The organism is Variovorax sp. 20P10.2.4 (assembly GCF_058244205.1).
The window spans coordinates 1-1,521 of sequence record NZ_JBZAYE010001079.1 but is presented as its reverse complement, the minus strand read 5'-3'; the positions used below and the strand labels follow the sequence as shown (position 1 = coordinate 1,521).

General features: G+C 68.8%; 2 protein-coding genes. One reads left to right on the top strand and one right to left on the bottom strand.

Annotation, left to right across the window (positions count from 1 at the left end; genetic code table 11):
- On the bottom strand, positions 1-404 hold a 404-nt coding region (locus tag AC27VN_RS41240), incomplete at its 3' end, for a hypothetical protein (RefSeq protein ID WP_490880480.1).
- A 167-nt stretch (positions 405-571) separates the two neighbouring features.
- Here AC27VN_RS41240 and AC27VN_RS41235 point away from each other — a divergent pair.
- On the top strand, positions 572-1,521 hold a 950-nt coding region (locus AC27VN_RS41235; protein ID WP_490880479.1), incomplete at its 3' end, for a 23S rRNA (adenine(2030)-N(6))-methyltransferase RlmJ.

Sequence of the window (1,521 nt, the reverse complement as noted above, 5' to 3'; positions counted from 1 at the left end):
AGCCGGGTCTCGCCGATGCGAACGCCCGCCAGCGCCTGATCGCCGGTCTGGCCGCTGCGGTCGAAGCTGCGCACCTCGCCGAACACCAGCTGCATCCAGCTCGGGTAGTTGAAGCCGGCGCCGGTGCCCGAATCGATGGCCGCGCCCAGCACGCCGCCGATCAGGATGTTGCCGACCATGCCGGTGTTGACGCGCGAAATCGCCTGCCCCGTGGCCGGAGCCAAGCCGGGCTGCGTGCATTCGATGTTCAGCAGCGCGCCCGACCGGCGCACCGAGACGCTCTCCCCCGAGCGCATCACGATGCCGTTGCGATCATTCGTGAGCGTGCATTTGGCGCCCTCGACGGTCTTTCCGGCCTCCGTCAGCGTCTCGATCTTCACGCTCTGCTGGGTGCCGTGCGTCACCGATGCGCACCCCGTCAAAATAGACAGCACGCCCGCACCCACGCACAGGCCCCAGAATCTCCACCCTGCTCCACGCATTTGCGCCCCTCTTGTTAATTAATGTTTCCGGCGCGCGAGTCTAGCGATGCCGCCGGCTGCATGCCTCCACCTTTTAGGTATTTTTTCTCATGTTCAGCTACCGCCACGCCTTCCATGCCGGCAATCACGCCGACGTGCTCAAGCACATGGTGCTGATCGCCACGCTCGATCACATGCTCGAAAAGGAGACCGCCCTGACGGTGGTCGACACGCACGCGGGCGCGGGCCTGTACCGGCTCGATGGCGACTACGCGGGCACCAGCGGCGAGGCCGCCGAGGGCGTGCTGCGCCTGGTCGCCGACCCCAAGGCCGCGCCGGCCCCGGCGCCCGCTCCCGCGACGACCGCGGCCGCCAGGAAGGCGGCCAAGGAAGCCGAGGCCCCACTGGCCGATGCGCTCGCGCGCTACCTCGAGGTGATCCACGACTTCAATGCCAAGGGCGGCGCCCGCGTCTACCCGGGCTCGCCGTTCATCGTGCAGCACCTGCTGCGCGACCACGACCGGCTCAAGCTGTTCGAGCTGCATCCCACCGACAGCCGCACGCTCACGGCCAACATCGCGCAGCTCGAGGCCGGACGCCAGATCGCGGTGCTGCACGAGGACGGCTTCGGCAGCGCCACCAAGTTCCTGCCGCCGCCCTCGCGGCGCGCGCTGGTGCTGATGGACCCGAGCTACGAGCTCAAGACCGACTACGGCCGGGTGCTCGACTTCGCGGCCGAGGCGCTCAAGCGCTTCGCCACCGGCACCTACGCGGTCTGGTACCCGATCATTCCGCGGCCCGAGGCGCACGACCTGCCGCGCCGGCTCAAGACCCTGGCCACCAAGGCCGGCAAGTCCTCGCTCAACGTCACGCTGACGGTCAAGTCGAGCAAGATCACGACCGCGCCCAGCGGCGAAACCCGCCGCCCGGGCCTGCCGGCCAGCGGCATGTTCCTGATCAATCCGCCCTACACGCTGAAGCCGCTGCTCGAGGCCGCGCTGCCGCAGCTGGTGCAGAAGCTGGGACAGGACCGCAACGCGGGCTTCACGGTCGAAGCCGC